The 18,265-nt window shown below is 61.3% G+C and carries 15 protein-coding genes and 1 pseudogene; 6 read left to right on the top strand and 10 right to left on the bottom strand.

Translation table 11 applies throughout. The annotated features are described in order from the left end of the window. Positions 1–56: 56 nt before the first annotated feature. Entirely contained in the window at positions 57–1,781 is a 1,725-nt protein-coding gene (gene ggt, locus QF039_RS13755) for a gamma-glutamyltransferase (protein WP_003215346.1), read from the top strand. On the opposite strand, the gene QF039_RS13750 is transcribed toward ggt, so the two are convergent. The 4 genes from QF039_RS13750 to QF039_RS13735 form a co-directional block, all read right to left on the bottom strand. After that, entirely contained in the window at positions 1,778–3,295 is a 1,518-nt protein-coding gene (locus tag QF039_RS13750; protein WP_307518854.1) for an FAD-dependent oxidoreductase, read from the bottom strand. The two genes, ggt and QF039_RS13750, sit on opposite strands and share 4 nt — an antisense overlap. Positions 3,296–3,436: 141 nt before the next feature. Then, positions 3,437–3,958 (bottom strand): AAA family ATPase, encoded by a 522-nt coding sequence (locus tag QF039_RS13745; protein ID WP_102605001.1) that lies wholly within the window; start codon positions 3,956–3,958, stop codon positions 3,437–3,439. Beyond that, a complete protein-coding gene (gene pnuC, locus QF039_RS13740) occupies positions 3,955–4,518 on the bottom strand; it encodes a nicotinamide riboside transporter PnuC (protein WP_003215352.1) in 564 nt (187 codons plus the stop codon). Before pnuC ends, QF039_RS13745 begins: the two co-directional genes overlap by 4 nt. Before the next feature lie 191 nt (positions 4,519–4,709). Then, positions 4,710–6,344 (bottom strand): methyl-accepting chemotaxis protein, encoded by a 1,635-nt coding sequence (locus QF039_RS13735; RefSeq protein ID WP_102369157.1) that lies wholly within the window; start codon positions 6,342–6,344, stop codon positions 4,710–4,712. 229 nt (positions 6,345–6,573) lie between these two features. Here QF039_RS13735 and QF039_RS13730 point away from each other — a divergent pair, with 229 nt between their 5' ends. Together QF039_RS13730 and QF039_RS13725 are read left to right on the top strand one after the other, a co-directional pair. Next, complete coding sequence (locus QF039_RS13730) at positions 6,574–7,404, top strand: undecaprenyl-diphosphate phosphatase (RefSeq protein ID WP_003215357.1); 831 nt, start codon at positions 6,574–6,576, stop codon at positions 7,402–7,404. Continuing rightward, on the top strand, positions 7,401–7,784 hold the full coding sequence (locus tag QF039_RS13725) for a DUF1294 domain-containing protein (RefSeq protein WP_003215359.1): 384 nt from the start codon (positions 7,401–7,403) through the stop codon (positions 7,782–7,784). The genes QF039_RS13730 and QF039_RS13725 overlap by 4 nt, the downstream gene beginning before the upstream one ends. Here the strand turns inward: QF039_RS13725 and QF039_RS13720 are convergent. Further along, positions 7,767–8,129 carry an MmcQ/YjbR family DNA-binding protein gene (locus QF039_RS13720; protein ID WP_032899493.1) on the bottom strand — a complete coding sequence of 121 codons (363 nt, stop codon included), beginning with the start codon at positions 8,127–8,129 and terminating at the stop codon, positions 7,767–7,769. The two genes, QF039_RS13725 and QF039_RS13720, sit on opposite strands and share 18 nt — an antisense overlap. Then, positions 8,126–9,034 carry a LysR substrate-binding domain-containing protein gene (locus tag QF039_RS13715; RefSeq protein WP_003215364.1) on the bottom strand — a complete coding sequence of 303 codons (909 nt, stop codon included), beginning with the start codon at positions 9,032–9,034 and terminating at the stop codon, positions 8,126–8,128. The genes QF039_RS13720 and QF039_RS13715 overlap by 4 nt, the downstream gene beginning before the upstream one ends. A gap of 125 nt (positions 9,035–9,159) precedes the next feature. Between QF039_RS13715 and QF039_RS13710 the strand changes: the two genes are divergently transcribed. Beyond that, a complete protein-coding gene (locus QF039_RS13710) occupies positions 9,160–9,771 on the top strand; it encodes an FMN-dependent NADH-azoreductase (RefSeq protein WP_177015418.1) in 612 nt (203 codons plus the stop codon). A 227-nt stretch (positions 9,772–9,998) separates the two neighbouring features. Beyond that, positions 9,999–11,037: pseudogene (locus QF039_RS13705) on the top strand (alpha/beta hydrolase family protein). Here QF039_RS13705 and QF039_RS13700 read toward each other — a convergent pair. The 4 genes from QF039_RS13700 to QF039_RS13685 form a co-directional block, all read right to left on the bottom strand. Then, a complete protein-coding gene (locus tag QF039_RS13700; RefSeq protein WP_008436173.1) occupies positions 11,031–12,215 on the bottom strand; it encodes an MFS transporter in 1,185 nt (394 codons plus the stop codon). The pseudogene QF039_RS13705 and the gene QF039_RS13700 overlap by 7 nt on opposite strands. A 347-nt stretch (positions 12,216–12,562) precedes the next feature. Then, a complete protein-coding gene (locus QF039_RS13695) occupies positions 12,563–14,152 on the bottom strand; it encodes an ABC-F family ATPase (protein WP_008436174.1) in 1,590 nt (529 codons plus the stop codon). 162 nt (positions 14,153–14,314) lie between these two features. Further along, complete coding sequence (locus tag QF039_RS13690) at positions 14,315–15,553, bottom strand: MFS transporter (protein WP_087692676.1); 1,239 nt, start codon at positions 15,551–15,553, stop codon at positions 14,315–14,317. Positions 15,554–16,094: 541 nt separating this feature from the next. Next, positions 16,095–16,481, bottom strand: a complete 387-nt coding sequence (locus QF039_RS13685) for a TIGR03067 domain-containing protein (protein WP_177042280.1) — start codon at positions 16,479–16,481, stop codon at positions 16,095–16,097. A 400-nt stretch (positions 16,482–16,881) separates the two neighbouring features. Here QF039_RS13685 and QF039_RS13680 point away from each other — a divergent pair, with 400 nt between their 5' ends. Next, a complete protein-coding gene (locus QF039_RS13680) occupies positions 16,882–18,222 on the top strand; it encodes an LPS O-antigen chain length determinant protein WzzB (RefSeq protein ID WP_087692674.1) in 1,341 nt (446 codons plus the stop codon). Positions 18,223–18,265: the final 43 nt, after the last annotated feature.

The following is an 18,265-nucleotide window of genomic DNA, read 5'->3' as shown; positions in this document are numbered from 1 at the left end:
GCTTGGATCGGAAACGTATTACTTTCGAGTTCTTCTAATAAACAGAGTAGCCAGGGATGAAATACCAACCGTTTACCCGAACTTTGATTGCCACCGCGCTGGTGCTGACTGTCAGCGGCGTGCAGGCGGCTTCCCAGGCCCCGGTGGCTGGCGAAAATGGCATGGTGGTCACCGCCCAGCATCTGGCGACCCATGTGGGCGTGGATGTGCTCAAGGCCGGTGGCAATGCGGTGGATGCGGCGGTGGCGGTGGGCTACGCCCTGGCCGTGGTGTACCCGGCGGCCGGCAACCTGGGCGGCGGCGGCTTCATGACCGTGCAACTGGCCGACGGCCGCAAGACCTTCCTCGACTTCCGCGAAAAAGCCCCGCTGGCGGCGACTGCCGACATGTATCTGGACAAGGACGGCAACGTGGTCCCGGACCTCAGCTCCAAGGGCCACCTGGCGGTCGGCGTTCCCGGCACTGTGTCGGGCATGGAACTGGCGCTGAGCAAATACGGCACCCTCAAGCGCGCCCAGGTCATCGCCCCGGCGATCAAGCTGGCCGAAGACGGTTTTGCCCTGGAGCAGGGCGATGTCGACCTGCTGCACACCGCCACCGACGAATTCAAGAAAGACAAAGACCTGCGCGGCATCTTCCTGCACGGCGGCGAGCCGATGCTGGTGGGCCAGAAGCTGGTGCAGAAAGACCTGGCGAAAACCCTGCGGGAAATCTCCGCCAAGGGCACCGATGGCTTTTACAAAGGCTGGGTAGCCAAGGCGATTGTGGATTCCAGCCAATCAGGCAAAGGCATCATCACCCAGGCCGACCTGGACAAATACAAGACCCGCGAACTGGCGCCCATCGAGTGTGACTACCGTGGCTACCACGTGGTGTCCGCGCCACCACCGAGCTCGGGCGGGGTGGTCATCTGCGAAATCATGAACATCCTCGAAGGCTACCCGATGGCCGATCTCGGCTATCACTCGGCCCAGGGCCTGCACTACCAGATCGAAGCGATGCGCCACGCGTACGTCGACCGCAACAGCTACCTCGGCGACCCGGACTTCGTGCAGAACCCGGTCGAGCACCTGCTGGACAAGGATTACGCCGCCAAACTGCGCGCCGCCATCGACCCGCAGAAAGCCGGGATTTCCCAGGACATCAAGCCGGGCGTTTCGCCCCACGAAGGCAATAACACCACCCACTACTCCATCGTCGACAAGTGGGGCAACGCGGTGTCGGTGACCTACACCCTCAACGACTGGTTCGGCGCGGGCGTGATGGCGAGCAAGACCGGGGTGATCCTCAACGACGAAATGGACGACTTCACCTCCAAGATCGGCGTGCCGAACATGTACGGCCTGGTGCAGGGCGAAGCCAACGCCATTGCTCCGGGCAAGACGCCGCTGTCGTCCATGAGCCCGACCATCGTCACCAAGGATGGCAAGGCGGTGATGGTGGTGGGTACGCCGGGTGGCAGCCGTATCATCACGGCCACCTTGCTGACTATCCTCAATGTGATCGACTACAAGATGAACATCCAGGAAGCCGTGGACGCCCCGCGTTTCCACCAGCAATGGCTGCCTGAGGCGACCAATATCGAGCGCTTTGCCCTGAGCCCCGACACCCAGAAAATCCTCGAAGGCTGGGGCCACAAGTTTGCCGGCCCGCAGGACGCCAACCACCTGGCGGCGATCCTGGTAGGCGCGCCGTCCCTGGACGGCAAGCCGGTCGGCAATAACCGTTTCTATGGGGCCAACGACCCTCGGCGCAATACCGGGTTGTCGCTGGGCTACTAAAGCCCGCGGATCAGCTCCAGCACCTCGGCCTTCTTCAGCGGGTGCTTCAGGCGTTGCGAGAGCAGCGCCATGGCCCGCTGATGTTCACAGGCAACTACCGCTTCCACTTCGTCGCCCTGGCAGAGCAGGGCGATGAAGTCGTGGCGCTGCAGGTCGCCTTCCACGTGGAGCTGATTCCAGTGGCGGGGGTGGCCCAGCAGTTCAAAGGTCTTGCCGAAGTGATACGTCCAGAAGAACGGCACATCGGCAAACACCTGTTGTGCGCCCAGCATATTGCGCGCCGCCAGCACCCCGAGTTGCTGCGCCACACGCCAGTGTTCGATGCGCACGGGTTGGCCGTTCCATGGAAAGGTCACCATATCGCCCGCCGCCCATAGTCCGGGCGCGACAGACAAACCGGCATCGGCTTTCAGCGACTGGTCCTCGGCTTTTTCCAGCCCCTCGACAAACCCCGTGGCAGGCGTGACGCCGACGCCTATCAGTACCAGGTCTGCGGCCAATCTGTGGCCGTTTTTCAGCACCACCGTCGTCACGTCCATGTGGCCTTCCAGGCGTGCAGGCTCGCTGGCGGTGTGGAATATCACGCCGTTGGCTTCATGCAATTGGCGCAGTGAGGCACCGATGCGCTTGCCCAGTTGGGCCGCCAGCGGAATCTCGTGACGGCCCACCACCTGCACCGTCAACCCGCGCTTGCGTAAGGCGGACGCAGCTTCCAGGCCGATAAAACTGTCGCCGATGATCACTGCACATGTGCCCGGTTGAGCCGCCTTGACGATACGCGCCGCATCGTCCCGGGAGCGCAGCACGAACACGTTGTTGAGTACGGTGCCTGGAACATCCAGCGGCCTGGCTTCGCCGCCGGTGGCCAGCAGTGCGGCGTCGTAGTCGAAGTGGCGACCGTTCGCAAGCTCGAGGCGCTTGGCTTGAGGGTTGAGGTGGCGCACTTCGCCGTGGATCCGCGACGCGTGGCAGGTGGCCTCGTCCAGCAAGGGCGGTGTTTCCTGCGGCGGCATCTCGCCGCAGATGACGAATTTGCTCAGGGCGGTGCGGTCGTAGGCGGGGTCCTGTTCCTGGTCGATCCACAACAACCGGCCGCTGAAACCCTTGCGGCGCAGCGTGGCCACGGCCGCCGAACCGGCTGCACCGGCGCCAATCACGATAAAGCAGCGCGAATCGTTGGTGTGCGGGGCAACGGGCGAGGGCAGTGCCTCGTCGCCCACACTGACCACGCCGTCGTGAATCTCCACCGGGTACTGCTTGAGCTGCACCAGCGCGGGCGGCTCGCAGACCTGGCCGTCATCCACCCGGAAGGCCGCCTTGTGCCACGGGCAAATGATCCTCCCGTCACAGACCACGCCTTGCTCCAGGGGCGCCCCGGCGTGGGGGCAATCCGCCTGATAGGCACGAACCTCGCTACCCGAACGCACCAGCAGGATGTGATGGGCGGCGGTTTCAACACGAACGCCACGGTCTTCGGGCAAGTTGATCAAGCGGGCAACGATGCGCATGTTCATAGGCCAATCTCCTTTTAAGGATTGACCGGTGCCCCGGGTAGAGGACTGCGTTGACCCGATAACCGGTCTTCAGCCCTGCGCGCCAGAGCGTTGAAAGTGGGCCATGCGTAACGAGCGGTGCATGAAAACCGTCCCCGCCGGTCAATCCAGCAGTTGTTCCACAGCTGAAAAGGCCTGGTCCTGGCGTGCTTGCCAATCCCCACGGATGACCCGTAGCGGTAGATGATGTTGCTCCAGCCAGTCACGACTGGCCTGGAAAAACGCCAGGCGATCGGCAAACTCCGGCTGGCAGCGCTGGCCATCGGCGGTCCACTCCACGTCTTTCGGCGACAGCAGCAGGTGCAGGTCGTAGTGGCGGGCGAGCAGTTCGCTGTCGAGCCACGCCGGGTAGTCGCCAAACAGGGTCTGGCTCCACAGCTTGTTGGTCAGCAGGTTGGTGTCGAGGATCAGCAATGCCGGCTGCGCGGCGCGGGCGGCATCTTCCCAGGCCAACTGGCCCCGGGCGATCTCCGGGATATCCGCCAGGGTGGTATCGCGCTGGTGGTGGTCGATGAAATCGCGCACGTATTCGCCCACCATCACCCCGCCAAAATGTGCCTGCAACTGGGCGGCCAGCCAGCTTTTACCGCTGGATTCCGGGCCGGCCAGTACCACCACCTTCATGCGTGCAGCGCCGGGTCGGCGCGCCATTCACGCCAGCCCTGCACGGCGATCACGGTGAACAAGGCGTAGAGCGCGGCGGTGAGGTACAGGCCTTTGTAGAGGAACAGCCCGACGAAGATCACATCCACTGTGATCCACAACGGCCAGCACTGCACGCGTTTTTGCGCCATCCACATCTGCGCCACCAGGCTGAAGCCGGTCAGGGCCGCGTCCAGCCAGGGTTGGGCGGCGTCGGTCCAGTGGGCCATGGCTGCGCCCAGCAACAGGCTGCCCACAGCACCCACAGCCAGGCCTTGCAGGATCGGTTGCAGGCCCAGGCTGGTGACTTGCCGGCCTTGCTTGACCTCACCGGCGCGGGTCCACTGCCACCAGCCGTAGAGTTGCAGGGCGGCGTAGATCACTTGCAGGAGCATGTCGGAGTAGAGCTTCACATCGAAGAAGATCCAGGTGTACAGCAGCACCATCACCAGGCCGATGGGCCAGCACCACGGGTTCTGTTTAACCGTCAACCAGACAGCGATCACCCCCAGGGCGGCGGCAAACAGTTCAAGCCCGGACATGGCGGTTCCTTGGGGGAGTCGAAGAGGGCGCTGATTGTAACCAATGTGGGAGCGGCGGTGCGACGATAGATCGTTCCCACGCTCTGCGTGGGAATGCAGTTCCGGACGCTCCGCGTCCCGGCTCTGCGCAACGGTGACGCAGAGCGTCACAGGATGCGTTCCCACGCAGAGCGTGGGAACGATCATCGGCGTCAGACCTTGAATTGGCGCAGAAGGCTGTCGAGTTGTTCGCTCAGGCCTTTCAAGTGCGCACTCGCGACGCTGGACTGCTGCGCCGCCAGTGCCGTGCTGTGGGACAAACCGGCTGCCTGGGTGACGTTCTGGTTGATGTCTTCCACCACATGCGCCTGCTGCAACGTGGCACTGGCAATCGAGGCGTTCAGCCCGTTGAGATTACGCAGCGCCTGGCCGATGGCAGTCAGGCTCGCGCCCGCCTGGCCTGCTTGTTCGATGGTCAGTTGCGAGGCCTGGTGGCTGTCGCTGATGACCTTGACCGCTGCCTCCGAATGGCCTTGCAGGCGCTCGATCATCGCCTGGATCTCTGCCGTGGATTTTTGCGTGCGCTGGGCCAGCAGCCGTACTTCGTCGGCCACCACCGCAAAACCACGGCCTTGCTCCCCGGCGCGGGCCGCTTCGATGGCGGCGTTGAGGGCCAGCAAGTTGGTCTGGTCGGCAATCGAGCGGATCACTTCCAGCACGCCGCCAATCTGCGTGCTTTCAGTCGACAGCGTACGGATCACCTCCACGGCCTGGCTGATGGTGCCGGAGAGCTGGTCGATCCGTTGCAGGCTGCCATCGATATTGAGCTGGCCCTGTTCGGCCTGCACCTGGGCATCGCGCATTTCGCTGGCGGCATGCTCGGCATTTTTGGCCACGTCCTGTACGCCATAGGTGACTTCATTGATCGCCGTCGCCACCAGTTCCATCTGCTGCGATTGCTGCTGGCTGCGGTCATGGGCATCGCTGGCGTTGCTGCCCAGCTCGGTGGACGACTGGCCCAAGGCGTTGGCGCAGGTCTGCAACTGGCCCACCACCTGCCGCAGCTTGGCGGTAAAGCTGTTGAAGTGCCGCGACAATTGAGTGACTTCATCCTGGCCATGGGTGTCGAGGGTGCGGGTCAGGTCGCTTTCGCCACTGGCGATATTGGCCATCGCATTCACTGCCTGCTGCAACGGGCGCACGATGCTGCGGGCGATCAGCACCACCAGCAGGGCCATGATCAGCGCGATCACCAGGCCAACCACCGAGGCTTTCCACACCTGGCCGCGGAACTCGCCTTGCACGTCATCGACATACACGCCGGAACCGATGATCCAGCCCCAGGGTTCAAACAGCTGTATATAGGAGGTCTTGGCCACCGGCGCATCGGCGCCGGGCTTGGGCCAGCGGTAATTCACCATCCCCGCGCCCTTGGCCTTGGCCAGGATCACGAACTCGTTGAACACCGCAAAGCCGTCCGGGTCACGGATGGCCGACAGGTTCTGGCCGTCGAGCTTGGGGTTGGCCGCGTGCATGATCATCACGGGCGTGAGGTCGTTGATCCAGAAGTAGTCGTCCTTTCCGTAGCGCAAGCCACGTACCGCGCTCAAGGCTTGCTTCTGCGCCGCTTCACGGGTCAGGACGCCGCTGGTTTCGAGGCTGTGATAATAAGTCAGGATCCCGCTGGCGGTTTGCACCACGCGCTGGGTCTGCTCACTCTTGGCCTGGTACAGGTCGTCATGAATCTGCTTGAGCATAAGCAGGCCGAGGGTTAGCAGCATCAGCACGGCGACGATCAGGATCAGCCAGAGGCGCCGGCTGATAGACATATTGCGCAAACTGTTCATGGTCCTGTCACTCCGTGTTCTTATAATTTTGGGTGCTGCATCGACATTTCCGGCTTGTCTGATAGGCTTTCGGCCCAGAATCAAAAAACCTGAGTCCTGCCTGATTTTTCACGGAATTTTCGCAGTTCGGCCTTGATTATTTGCGCTGTGCTTGCAGCGCACTCTTCGTTAGTGAACGTCTAAAAAATATCAACGAGGCATGCCGTGGGCATGACCTTTGGGGGAATCGATGGATCTTTGGACCGCCGTACAGGCACTGATACTCGGCGTTGTAGAGGGGCTGACGGAGTTTTTGCCGATCTCCAGTACCGGGCACCAGATTATCGTGGCCGACTTGATCAACTTCGGTGGCGAACGCTTTGAAGCGTTCAATATCATCATTCAGCTGGGCGCGATCCTGGCGGTGGTGTGGGAGTTTCGACGCAAGATCCTCGACGTGGTCATTGGCTTGCCGACCCAGCGCAATGCCCAGCGTTTCACCGTCAACCTGATCATTGCCGTATTGCCGGCGGTGGTACTGGGGGTGATTTTCGCCGACCTGATCAAACACTACCTGTTCAACCCGATCACCGTTGCGGCGGCGTTGGTGGTGGGCGGCGTCATCATGTTGTGGGCCGAGCGCCGCCAGCATGAAGTGCACGCCGAAACCGTCGACGACATCACCTGGAAGGACGCGATCAAAGTCGGCTTCGCCCAGTGCCTGGCCATGATCCCGGGCACCTCGCGCTCGGGCGCTACCATCATTGGCGGCCTGTTGTTCGGCCTGTCACGCAAGACCGCCACCGAGTTCTCGTTCTTCCTGGCGATGCCGACCATGGTCGGCGCAGCGGTGTATTCGGGCTACAAGTACCGTCACCTGTTCCAGCCGGATGACCTGCCGGTGTTTGCCATCGGCTTTGTCACCTCGTTCATCTTCGCGATGATCGCGGTCAAGGCGCTGCTCAAGTTCATCGCCAGCCACAGCTACGCGGCGTTCGCCTGGTACCGGATCGCCTTCGGCCTGGTGATCCTGGCCACCTGGCAGTTCGGCTGGATCGACTGGTCGGCCGTCAAGCCATGATCATCCAGCATCCGCGCTTCAAGGCGTTGGTGTTTGCACTGTTGTGCGCCGCGCCGCTGTTTGGTGCGGCGCTGCTGGGGTACCGCGGGGTTTCGCTGATCCCGCTGGTGGCCTATGGCGTGGTCAGCGTGGTGGCGTTCCTGCTTTACTGGAGCGACAAGCGCAAGGCGCGCGAAGACAGCTGGCGCACCCCTGAAAACGTCCTGCACGCGGTGGAGCTGGCAGGCGGTTGGCCGGGGGCGTTGATTGCCCAGCAGGTGTTCCGCCACAAGACGCGCAAGGTGTCTTATCAGGTGGTGTTCTGGCTGATCGTGTTGCTGCACCAGGTGTTCTGGATTGATCAGCTGTTCCTGGGTGGCACGCTACTCTCGATCTTCTAGCAACAAGCCGACCTGCGTGCGCTTGGGCAGCTTGCTCACCACCAACTGGTGGGAACGCTGCAACAGGCCACGCAGTTCCTCGGCGCCCAGCGGGTAGGGCGTTTCCATGATGATCCACTGCGCCCGCGCCAGGTACGGCGCCGGGTGGATGCCGGGGCGATCCACATGGCCCAGGAACAGCTCCTTGTCGACCTTGAAGGCCAGCGAGTCGCCCCGCAGGTTCTGCAAGGCAAACATCTTGTTGCCGGCAATCGAAAACACCCGCACGCCACCCCATTTGTAATCTTCCCGCGCGCCGGGCAAGCCCAGGCAAAACGTGGCGACTTGTTCTTCGGTCATTCTCATAGCAAACGGTCTCCGCAACCTTTGAAGGCGTTATCCAGGTGGTCGATCCAGGCCCGCACGGCCGGCAACACACCGCGCCGATGTGGGTACACCGCCTGCAACCAGCCACCCGGCAATGACCATTGCGGCAAGAGCTGCACCAATTGGCCGTTGGCCAATTCCTCCTCGCAATACATCATCGGCAGCACGGTAAACCCCAGGCCGGCGAGGGCGCAGGCCTTGCGTACCAGGAAATCATCGATCCCCAGCCGCGCTTCCATCACCAGGTCGTGGCTGCTGCCCTCCGGGCTGAGCATGCGGAAGTGCACCATGCGGTCTGCTTCCAGGGCGCCCAGCACCGGCAGTTGCTTGAGGTCTTCCAGGGTGTCGATCTGCCGCTCACGCACAAAGTCGGGGCTGGCGACAATCGCGGTCTGGGCCTGGCGCAGGCGCTTGGTCACCAGCAGCGGGTCTTCATCCCCAAGCTCGCGCACGCGCAAGGCCACATCAATGCCTTCGGCCACCAGGTCGACGCGGCGGTTGACCAGGTTCATCTCCAACTGCACCAGCGGGTTGGCGGTGAGAAACTCCGCCACCACGGTCTGCAGGAATTGGTGAGCCAGGCCCACGGGGCTGCTGACCCGCAGCCGACCGCGGGGTTCGCTGGACATGCTGGCCACTGCCTCATCGGCCATTTCCGCCTCCAGCAGCATTGCCTGGCAGTGGCGCAGGTAGCGTTCACCCACGGCGGTGAGGGTCAGTTGGCGGGTGGTACGTTGCAGCAAGCGGGCGCCGAGGCGTTCTTCCAGCTCGGCAATGCGCCGCGACAGCCGCGACTTGGGAATCCCCAGCAGTCGCCCGGCAGCGGCGAAACCGCCGGCTTCCACCACCTTGGCGAAGTAGTAGAGGTCATTCAGATCTTGCATGGTGGGCCTATTGTCCTGTCAGTGGGACGAATAATCGCATATTGCCTGACTAATCGCTGATTGGTTTCATCTGTAGCCTTATTTCCATTCCGTCGCCCTTGGCGATGCTTACTTGGAGATTAACCATGAAACTGTTGCATATCGATTCCAGCATCCTCGGCGACAACTCGGTTTCCCGTCAGTTGAGCGCAGGTGTCGTCAAGACCTGGCAGGCGGCCGAGCCAGGCGTTGAAGTGACCTACCGTGACCTGGCCAGCGAAGGCATCAACCACTTTTCCGGCGTGACCCTGGGTGCACTGGGCACCGCTGCCGAGCTGCGTGATGCCGTACAGAAACATGAAGCCGAGCTGAGCGCCAACACCCTCGCCGAATTCCTCGCGGCCGACGCCATCGTCCTGGCTGCGCCGATGTACAACTTCACCATCCCGACCCAACTCAAGGCCTGGATCGACCGTATCGCCGTCGCCGGCCAGACATTCCGCTACACCGAAAACGGTCCTGAAGGCCTGGCCGGTGGCAAAAAAGTCATCATCGTGTCGACCTCCGGCGGCCTGCACGTTGGCCAGCCTACCGGTGTGGCTCACGAAGACTACCTGAAAGTACTGCTGGGCTTCCTGGGCATCACCGACATCGAAATCGTCCGCGCCCACGGCCTGGGCTATGGCGATGAAGTGCGCAGCAAGGCGATCAGCGACGCCAACGCAGTGATCAGCGAACAATTGTTCGCTGCAGCGTAAGACTTGTGTAAATTTTGCTGTTCCTCGATATCAATCTGATTCGAGGCGCCTAAACTCTGTATTCTGCTCGCCTGAAAAGCGATCGGAGTACGGAGTTTTTTCGTTTACCCGCTGTCACTACTTTGGCCCAGGTTATGCACGCATGGGTAAACCCTGCCAGTCCGAGCGCCTGAACCATGGATACTTCAACAGCTACGCGGGCTTACGCAACAAAGGTGGACATCCCCATGATGCGTCTTTGTGCAGTCTTGGTTCTCTCCCTGCTCGGCGGCCTGATTTCAGTGCAAGCCGCGCCCGCGCCGCACCCCCATTGGAGTGTGGGCTTCCACCGCATGACTTTTCTCGACCCGCTGGATCTGCAGCCGATGAAAGCCGTCGCGTTCTACCCGTCCACCGGCCTGGAACACACCACCCAGGTGGGCGCTTATCACATCGCCGCCACTGAAGATTCGAAGATCGCCATCGGCCGCTTTCCGATGCTGATGCTGTCCCACGGCAATACCGGCACGCCCCTGGCCCTGCACGACCTCGCCACCTCCCTGGCGCGCAAGGGGTTTGTGGTGGTGGCGGTGCTGCACCCTGGCGACAACTACAAGGATCACAGCCGGCTGGGCACCTTGAGCAACCTGTACGGTCGCCCGATCCAGATTTCCGAAGCGATCACCGCCACCCTCGGCGACCCGATGCTGTCGCCATTCGTCAACGTCGACCAGGTAGGCGTCATCGGTTATTCGGCTGGTGGCGAAACCGCGCTGATCCTCGCCGGCGCCAAGCCGGACCTCGACCGCCTGCGCCGCTACTGCCAGCAACGCCCGGAAGATCGCGACGCCTGCACCACCAAGGGCGAGTTGATCGTCGACCGCGACGACCTGCAACCGCAGGCCGACCCGCGTATCCATGCCTTGATGTTGATGGCGCCGTTGAGCCTGATGTTTGGCCGCCACACCCTGGCGGACGTGCATGTACCGGTGCTGCTCTACAGCGGCGACGGCGACAAGCTGGTGGCCGTGGACAAGAACGCCGAGGCCCTGGCGCGCAAACTGCCGGAGCCGCCGGACTTCAAGCTGCTGGCCGGGGCCGGGCACTTTGTGTTCATGGCGCCTTGCGACGAGAGCCAACTGGCCGCGATGCCCGCCATGTGCACCGATGCCGACGGGGTTGACCGTGAAAGCATACACCGCGACCTGATTTCCGAGGCCGGGCGGTTCTTTAATCACACCCTCGGGCAATCCACCCGGGCGGGGCTTGCAGACGGCTGATCAGTAAGCGCGGCGCTTGAGCAGTAACGTCAGGCCCAGGCCGGTGACCGAGAGCAGGGCGGCGCAGAAGAAGATCCACGAGTAGCCCAGGTTCAGCGCCACCGCACCCATCACCGGCCCGGCAATGGCCAGCGCCAGGTCAAAAAACACCGCATATGCACTCAACCCGGCGCCCCGGCTGCTGTTGGGCACCTGCTTGATCGCCTCCACGCCCAGCGCCGGGTACACCAGCGACAGACCAAAGCCGGTCAGCCCGGCGCCGATCAAGGCCACGCCGGTGGACGGTGCCAGCCACAGCAGCGTCAGGCCCAGGGTTTCGATGGTCATGCAGGCAATCGCCGCGGTGAAGCCGCCGAAGCGGTTGATGGCAGAGATAAACACCAGCCGTGACAGGATGAAACACACGCCAAATACCGTCAGGCACCAGGCTGCGCCCGTCCAGCCACGGCTCAAGTAGTAGAGGGTGATAAACGTGGTGAGGGTGCCGTAGCCAATCGATGCCAGGCACAGGCTGGCGCCGAACGGCGCGATACGCCCGAATACCGCCCAGAAGGGCAGCCGCTCGCCGCGCACCACGGGCACCGAAGGTTTGTTGCGAATCAGCAGCAGGCCCAGGGCGGAAAGTGCCGTGAGGGCGATTCCGAGGCTGGTGTAGCCGTAGTCGGCAACCATCACCACCCCAAGCGGTGCACCAATGGCAATCGCGCCGTAGGAGGCGATGCCGTTCCACGAGATCGATCGTGCCGTATGTTCGGCACCGACCGCGCCCATGCACCAACTGATGGTGCCGACGCCGATCAGGCCCTGCGCGACGCCGAGTAACAGCCGGCCGACAATCAATATGCCGAGGCTCAGCAACGGCAGGCTTTGCACCAGCGTGGCGATGAACGTCAGCACCCCGCTCAGCAGAATCCCGCTCAGGCCCAGCACGATAGCGCGCTTGGTGCCCACGTTGTCCGACATGCGCCCCGCCATGGGGCGGCTGAGCAGCGTGGCCAGGTATTGCGAGCCGATGGTTATCCCGGCGACCACCGCGCTGAAACCCAGCTCACCGTGGACATAGCCGGGGATGACGGCAATCGGCAGGCCGATACAGATAAACGCGATAAACGTGTAGAAAACGATGGAAACGATCTGCAGGGTGATCGACAAGGAGCTGGGGGTGGCAGGCTGTGTGGCAGGCATGGGGACTCGTTCGCGGGCGGGCGGTGAGGGCATCATGGCAAGGGCTTGGGGTAAAAGGAAGCAGGCTAACTATATTTGATGATATTGCGGCCCGTGCCTATCCGGCTTTGGATCCATGGGGCCTCCCTGGCCCGGGACGACTAAAGCGGACGCGGTAAAGTGTGGGAGCTGTCGAGCTTTAGCGAGGCTGCGAAGGCGGCGGCATGGTCAATAAAGATGTTGCCTGGCACACCGCTATCGCGGCCTCGCTAAAGCTCGACGGCTCCCACAGAAAAGCAGAGCCATATCCCAAAAAAAAGCCCCATCACACTGGACGGGGCTTTCGCATTTCAAACTACCGGCGGCTCTTAGAAAACCACACCCTGACTACGCAGGTAATCGTCATAAGTCCCGCTGAAGTCGATCACCCCACTCGGGCTCAGCTCGATGATGCGGGTGGCCAGGGACGACACAAACTCCCGGTCATGGCTGACAAAGATCAGCGTACCCGGGTAGTTCTCCAACGCCAGGTTCAGCGCCTCGATGGACTCCATGTCCAAGTGGTTGGTCGGCTCGTCCATGATCAGCACGTTCGGCTTTTGCAGGATCAGCTTGCCGAACAGCATGCGACCTTGTTCGCCACCGGAAATCACCTTCACCGACTTCAGGATCTCGTCGTTGGAGAACAGCATGCGGCCCAGGGTACCGCGAACCACTTGCTCGCCTTCCTTGGTCCAGCGGCCCATCCAGTCGAACAGGTTGGACTCGTCTTCGAAGTCCGAAGCATGGTCCTGGGCGTAATAGCCCAGTTCAGCCGCGTCGGTCCACTTGACCGTACCGGCATCCGGGGTCAGTTCGTTGACCAGGGTACGCAGCAGGGTGGTCTTGCCGATACCGTTCGGGCCAATGATCGCCACGCGCTCGCCGGCTTCAACCTGGAAGCTGAAGTCCTTGAACAGCGTCTTGCCGTCAAAGCCCTTGGCCATGCGATCGACGATGACCGCCTGGCGGTGCAGCTTCTTGGTCTGGTCGAAGCGGATGAACGGGCTGACGCGGCTCGATGGCTTGACTTCGGCCAGCTGGATCTTGTCGATCGCCTTGGCACGGGAAGTGGCCTGCTTGGCTTTCGAGGCGTTGGCCGAGAAGCGGCTGACGAAGGATTGCAACTCGGAGATCTGCGCTTTCTTCTTGGCGTTGTCCGACAGCAACTGCTCGCGGGACTGGGTCGCCACGGTCATGTATTCGTCGTAGTTGCCCGGGAACAGGCGCAGCTCGCCGTAGTCCAGGTCGGCCATGTGGGTGCAGACGCTGTTCAGGAAGTGACGGTCGTGAGAGATGATGATCATCAGGCTGTTACGCTGGGTCAGGATGTTTTCCAGCCAGCGGATGGTGTTGATGTCCAGGTGGTTGGTCGGCTCGTCGAGCAGCAACACTTCCGGATCGGAAAACAGCGCCTGGGCCAGCAATACACGCAGCTTCCAGCCTGGTGACACTTCACTCATCGGGCCGTTGTGCTGCTCGATGCCGATACCCAGGCCCAGCAGCAACTCACCGGCGCGGGATTCGGCGGTGTAGCCGTCCATCTCGGCGAAGTCGGTTTCCAGCTCGGCCACGGCCATGCCGTCGTCTTCGGTCATTTCCGGCAGCGAGTAGATGCGGTCGCGCTCGGCCTTGACCTTCCACAGCTCTTCGTGACCCATGATCACGGTGTCGAGTACGGTGAATTCTTCGTAGGCGAACTGGTCCTGGCGCAGTTTACCCAGGCGCACGTTCGGCTCCAGCATGACCTGGCCGCCCGACGGGTCGAGGTCGCCACCGAGGATTTTCATGAAAGTCGACTTGCCGCAACCGTTGGCACCGATCAGGCCATAACGGTTGCCTGCGCCGAACTTGACCGAAACGTTCTCAAATAGCGGCTTGGCGCCGAACTGCATGGTGATGTTAGCTGTGGAGATCAATTACTTTACCTATCAATAGCTTGGAGTGCGCTAATTTGAGCCGGGCCCATTTTGTGGCCCAGGCCAACGGGCATACGTCGGCAGCGACATCAAGGCTTGGGGCCCAGTCGCTGAGCAGAAAAATGGGTGCATGTTGGAATTTGGCGCGCATTGTCGCATATGTCAGGCGGGAGTTGTATGGCGCTGCACGGATGGATTCGCCCGAGTCTCCGGCATTGCCACCCACACCAGCCCCAATGCGACGGCCGCCACGCCGGCCAGGGTCAGGAACGCGGCGTTGTAACCCGCCCACTGCACGACAAAACCTGCCAGGCTGCTGCTCAAGGCCGCCCCGAGGCCGAATGCCGTGGACAGCGCGCCCAGGCTGACATTGAAGCGTCCGGTGCCCTGGGTGAGGTCTTTGACGATCACCGGAAACAGCGCGCCGAACACCCCGGCGCCGACCCCGTCAAGCATCTGCACCGCCACCAGCCAATAAGGATCACTGGACAGCGTATACAACACGCCCCGTAGAGGCAGGATCATGAAACCGGCGAGCAGCAACGGCTTGCGCCCCCACACGTCGGCCTTCACGCCCACCAGCCAGGCCACCGGCACCATCACCAACTGGGCCGCGACGATGCAGGCCGAGGTCAGCGGCGTGGCCATCTGCAGGTTGATCTGCGACAGCTTCTGGCTGACCAGCGGCAGCATGGCCGCATTGGCCAGGTGAAACAGCGCGCAGCAGATGGCAAACAGCATCAAGGGCCTGTTCGCCAGAAGCACGGCCAATCCCGACGGTTGTTCATGGCCGGTGCCATGCGCAGGGTCGAAACCCCGTGCGACTTCGTGGTCGATTGCCTGGGCTGACACGCAGCTGACCGCGATGACACTCGCCGCAGCCATGACTGCCATCAGATAGAACACCGCCACCGGGCCGAACAGGTAGGCGAACCCACCAGCGAGCAGGGCCGCCACCGCGTTGCCGGCGTGGTTGAAGGTTTCATTGCGGCCGGTGCGCCGGGTAAAAGCGCGCGGCCCGGTGATCCCGAGGGAAATCGCCGAGATGGCCGGCGCAAACACCGAGGCCGCCGCTGCACTGGCCGCCTGGGTCAGCGCCACCAGGCTGAAGGAGCTGACGAAGGGCAGGAGCAGGCAACTGGCAGTCACCAGCAGCGCGGCGATCACGATCACTGCCCGTTTGCTGCGGGTTCGGTCAATCAATGCGCCGGCCGGGGTCTGGGTGAGCAGGGCCGCGATGCCGGCCAGGGTCATGACCACGCCGATGCTGGCGGGGTCCCAGTGGTGCACGGCCAGCAGATAAATCGCCAGGTACGGCCCCAGTCCGTCACGCACGTCCGCCAGGAAGAAGTTCAGGCTGTCCAGGGACAGGGTGTTGCGCAGGTCAGAGCGAGTGGCCATGGCACGGTCTTCAGGCAAGAGGTCGGTAGCAGTAGTGACCCATGGCATGAAGGTATAGTTTCTGAAGGCGGCGTTGCACTCATATGGCAATACAAGCAAAAACATTTACAAAGTGGAGCCATTTGCATCGAAAAATAGCGCTGATCGAGGCTTTTTCAGGGCTTTTTATTGTTAACAGTTGAACATCCAATAAGCCTGGCTTATTTTCCGTCCGTTCGCCCTACAGTGAAGGCTCTTTACCGGTTCAAGGATGGCGAGGCTTTCGGTGTAGGGCGGACTTCTTTTGTCGCAATGACCGGAACATATTGGAGACGCAATGGACATGCTGTCAGCCCAGGTATCAAAACCAGCCCGCTCAACTGCCCCGTGCTACACCCTCACCGCCATCAAGCGCCCGTGCTGATTGGCTGCCGTGCAGGCAAAAAAAGGCCCGTGGGGTAGACGGGCCAAGGTGTTCACTGGAGTAGGTAGCCTTCACCCTATAGGTCAACACGTGAAGGCCATGTGAAAACCATGTCGTAGGAACGGATGTATCTCCGTGTCAGGGTTTGCGCACGAACGTGCGCATGGTTTGCCCTGGGCCGGTACTGAAGCGGGTAGGGCGGGGCATGCCTTCATCTGCCGCAATAAACACGAAGTGATCACCTTCCAGCCGGTAACTCGCGGGTAACTGCTTGCCGGCATCCTCTCCCATCGAGTCAACCCAGGTAATGCTTTTGGGTGCCGTGCTGGCATCGAGCGTGAAGCTGCCTGCCAGTAAAACCTCGCCGTCGACCGTCACCACCTGGAATTGATCGCCCGAGATTGTCGTGATCGCGCCTGGCGCGCTGTGTTCATCCGTGGGATTGAGCACACCATTGTCTTCCAGCGCCGTTTGTTCCCATGCCCCCTGGAGCGCCTGGAAATCCGCATTTGAAGCAGGTGTCATATAAATTCCTTTTTGGTTAAAAAACGAGCAGTCAATACCTTGGTGTGTAGATGCCTGACGGATAAGCTGAATCGATTTTGTGAGAATTGTCTGGTTTCTCATTGTTGCGTACGAATTTTCCCAGTATTCACGGGTATTTAGCGCCATTTTGTGCGTTGATTCGGAATCGGTTCTTTACAAGTTCGTCTACGCTCAGCACCAGGGTAGGGGCTCCTGCGTAATCTGAACGAAAACAATCTACGGTGATGTGGGATTTTTCCATGACCGAGGTGGTCCGATGACCATCGGTAGACCGTTCGTGTCTTGTGTACAGGGCGTTGTCCCTGATTTTCAAGCGGCCATTCAGTATTTGATGAATATGTGTGACCGCTGACTGTCGACTTTTTAAGGTGCATCAGTTTTGAATAAAACTCCTCGGCTCCACGCTCATGCGGCATCGGACGAAATTGATCTGTTTGAACTGTGTCATGGTATCTGGCGGCAAAAGAAGTTGGTGCTGGGGTGTACGATTCTGGCGGGGGTGCTGGGGGCGGGCTACGCTTTTCTGGCCCCGCGGGAGTATCAGGTCAGCAGTGTGCTGCGCCCGGCTGCCATCAATGAGCTGGATGCTCTGAACCGCTCCGAAGTCTATAAGTTGCCGCCGGCCGACGCCCTGAACAAAGTGGGGGCGCAACTGGACTCATACGAAGCGCGCCTGGGGTTTTTCAAGTCCCATGAGGACCTGTTCAAGGCGTTCCAGAAAACCGGGCAAAGCCTCGAGCAGAGTTTTGAAGAATTCAATCGAAACTCCATCAACCTGAGCCTGCCCGATCCCAAGAAGTCCGACTCCCTGAGCAGCTATATCAAGCTTGAGCTGGAATACCCGGCAGACATCGACGGGGTAGCGATTCTCAACGGCTTTGTAGACTACGCAATTGATTCGGAACGTGCCCAGGTCGGTGCTGACCTTAAAGTGATCGTCAATAACCGCTTGAACGAACTCAAGGGCAAAATCGACGCGGCGCGCTCCAATTACGAAACCGACAAGGAATCGAAGATTGCCAAGCTGCTTGAAGCCGACAGGCTCAAACGGGCCAAGCTGGAGGACGAACTGGGTGCCCTGCGCTTACAGATGAAAATGGAGCGCACGGACCGGCTGGCAGAGCTGGCGGAGGCCATTTCCATCGCCAAGTCGATGGGCATCAAGACCCCGACCACTCCTTCGTCCATGGCAGATGCCTCGCGTAGCGGCTCGAATCAAGTAATGCGCACCGAGGTCAACAACCAGAAAATCCCGCTGTACTTCCTCGGTACAGAGGCGCTTGAGGCGGAACGTGCCGCGTTGCAGGCGCGTACCAGCGACGACTTTACCAACAGCCGCATTGCACAGATTGGCAAAGAGTTGCAGATGCTGGAGGTCAACCGTGAAGTGGAGGTGCTGAAAAATCGCGGGAATGAAGACATTTTCTTGCAGGATGTTGAACCGTTACGAGCGGAAGTCGCGCGTTTGCGAGGCCTGAATATCGACATGAGTGGCCTCAAGCTGGTAACCATTGACCGTCGTGCCCAAGAGCCGCTGAGCCCGATCAAGCCCAAGAAAGCCCTGGTTATGATACTGAGCCTGCTGGCAGGGTTGACCGTGGGTGTACTGATTGCGCTGGGCCGCCATCTGCTGGCACGACGCGAAGCCGTACCCTACTCGGAGTTGGATGAATATCGGCTTTCTCTGCGTACACGCAAGGATGACGAACCGAAAAGCTGACGCCTTCAGCAGCGGGCAGGCCGCCCGGCAAGCCCGCTGCTGC

The sequence above is a fragment of the Pseudomonas sp. W2I6 genome, from assembly GCF_030815935.1.
Taxonomy (GTDB): domain Bacteria; phylum Pseudomonadota; class Gammaproteobacteria; order Pseudomonadales; family Pseudomonadaceae; genus Aquipseudomonas.
This window is presented reverse-complemented; position numbering and strand designations above follow the sequence as displayed.

Bases quoted from the DNA above. Each gene is read 5' to 3' on its own strand.
- pnuC (WP_003215352.1), bottom strand. From the start codon at position 4,518: ATGTCCGGGCTTGAACTGTTTGCCGCCGCCCTGGGGGTGATCGCTGTC.
- QF039_RS13710 (WP_177015418.1), top strand. From the start codon at position 9,160: ATGAAACTGTTGCATATCGATTCCAGCATCCTCGGCGACAACTCGGTT.
- QF039_RS13745 (WP_102605001.1), bottom strand. From the start codon at position 3,958: ATGAAGGTGGTGGTACTGGCCGGCCCGGAATCCAGCGGTAAAAGCTGG.
- QF039_RS13730 (WP_003215357.1), top strand. From the start codon at position 6,574: ATGGATCTTTGGACCGCCGTACAGGCACTGATACTCGGCGTTGTAGAG.
- QF039_RS13725 (WP_003215359.1), top strand. From the start codon at position 7,401: ATGATCATCCAGCATCCGCGCTTCAAGGCGTTGGTGTTTGCACTGTTG.
- ggt (WP_003215346.1), top strand. From the start codon at position 57: ATGAAATACCAACCGTTTACCCGAACTTTGATTGCCACCGCGCTGGTG.
- QF039_RS13715 (WP_003215364.1), bottom strand. From the start codon at position 9,034: ATGCAAGATCTGAATGACCTCTACTACTTCGCCAAGGTGGTGGAAGCC.
- QF039_RS13720 (WP_032899493.1), bottom strand. From the start codon at position 8,129: ATGAGAATGACCGAAGAACAAGTCGCCACGTTTTGCCTGGGCTTGCCC.
- QF039_RS13700 (WP_008436173.1), bottom strand. From the start codon at position 12,215: ATGCCTGCCACACAGCCTGCCACCCCCAGCTCCTTGTCGATCACCCTG.
- QF039_RS13685 (WP_177042280.1), bottom strand. From the start codon at position 16,481: ATGACACCTGCTTCAAATGCGGATTTCCAGGCGCTCCAGGGGGCATGG.
- QF039_RS13690 (WP_087692676.1), bottom strand. From the start codon at position 15,553: ATGGCCACTCGCTCTGACCTGCGCAACACCCTGTCCCTGGACAGCCTG.
- QF039_RS13750 (WP_307518854.1), bottom strand. From the start codon at position 3,295: ATGAACATGCGCATCGTTGCCCGCTTGATCAACTTGCCCGAAGACCGT.
- QF039_RS13735 (WP_102369157.1), bottom strand. From the start codon at position 6,344: ATGAACAGTTTGCGCAATATGTCTATCAGCCGGCGCCTCTGGCTGATC.